The sequence below is a fragment of the Bradyrhizobium sp. 25ACV genome (genome assembly GCF_054863005.1).
In genome coordinates, this window is record NZ_JAVAYO010000089.1 from 1 (window position 1) to 273 (window position 273).

At 67.0% G+C, this 273-nt stretch carries 1 protein-coding gene; it reads right to left on the reverse strand.

Features of this window, described 5'->3' with window-relative positions; translation table 11 throughout:
• Positions 1–230: DUF817 family protein (locus RAD04_RS38690; RefSeq protein WP_461627970.1), on the reverse strand; the 230-nt coding region annotated here is incomplete at its 3' end.
• Positions 231–273: the final 43 nt, after the last annotated feature.

The following is a 273-nucleotide window of genomic DNA, read 5'->3' on the forward strand; positions in this document are numbered from 1 at the left end:
TCCAGCCTGAAGGTCAGCATCGCCGCCTGAATGACCAGCGCCCCGACCACCAGAAAGTCATAGCGCGACACCGCCGCCCCATCCGGCCACAGCAGAAACGTCCCCAGGATCAGGGCCAACATCAGCCCCCCGAACAGACACGCCCACCCCTGCTTCAGCCCGAACCAGAGGAACTCGTAGGCGTAGCGACGCGGACGGGATTGGTCCGCCCACGCCTCCGCCCGCGTCATGAGACGACGACCCCAGGCTTCGAGTGGAAGGCGGGGGGATGGG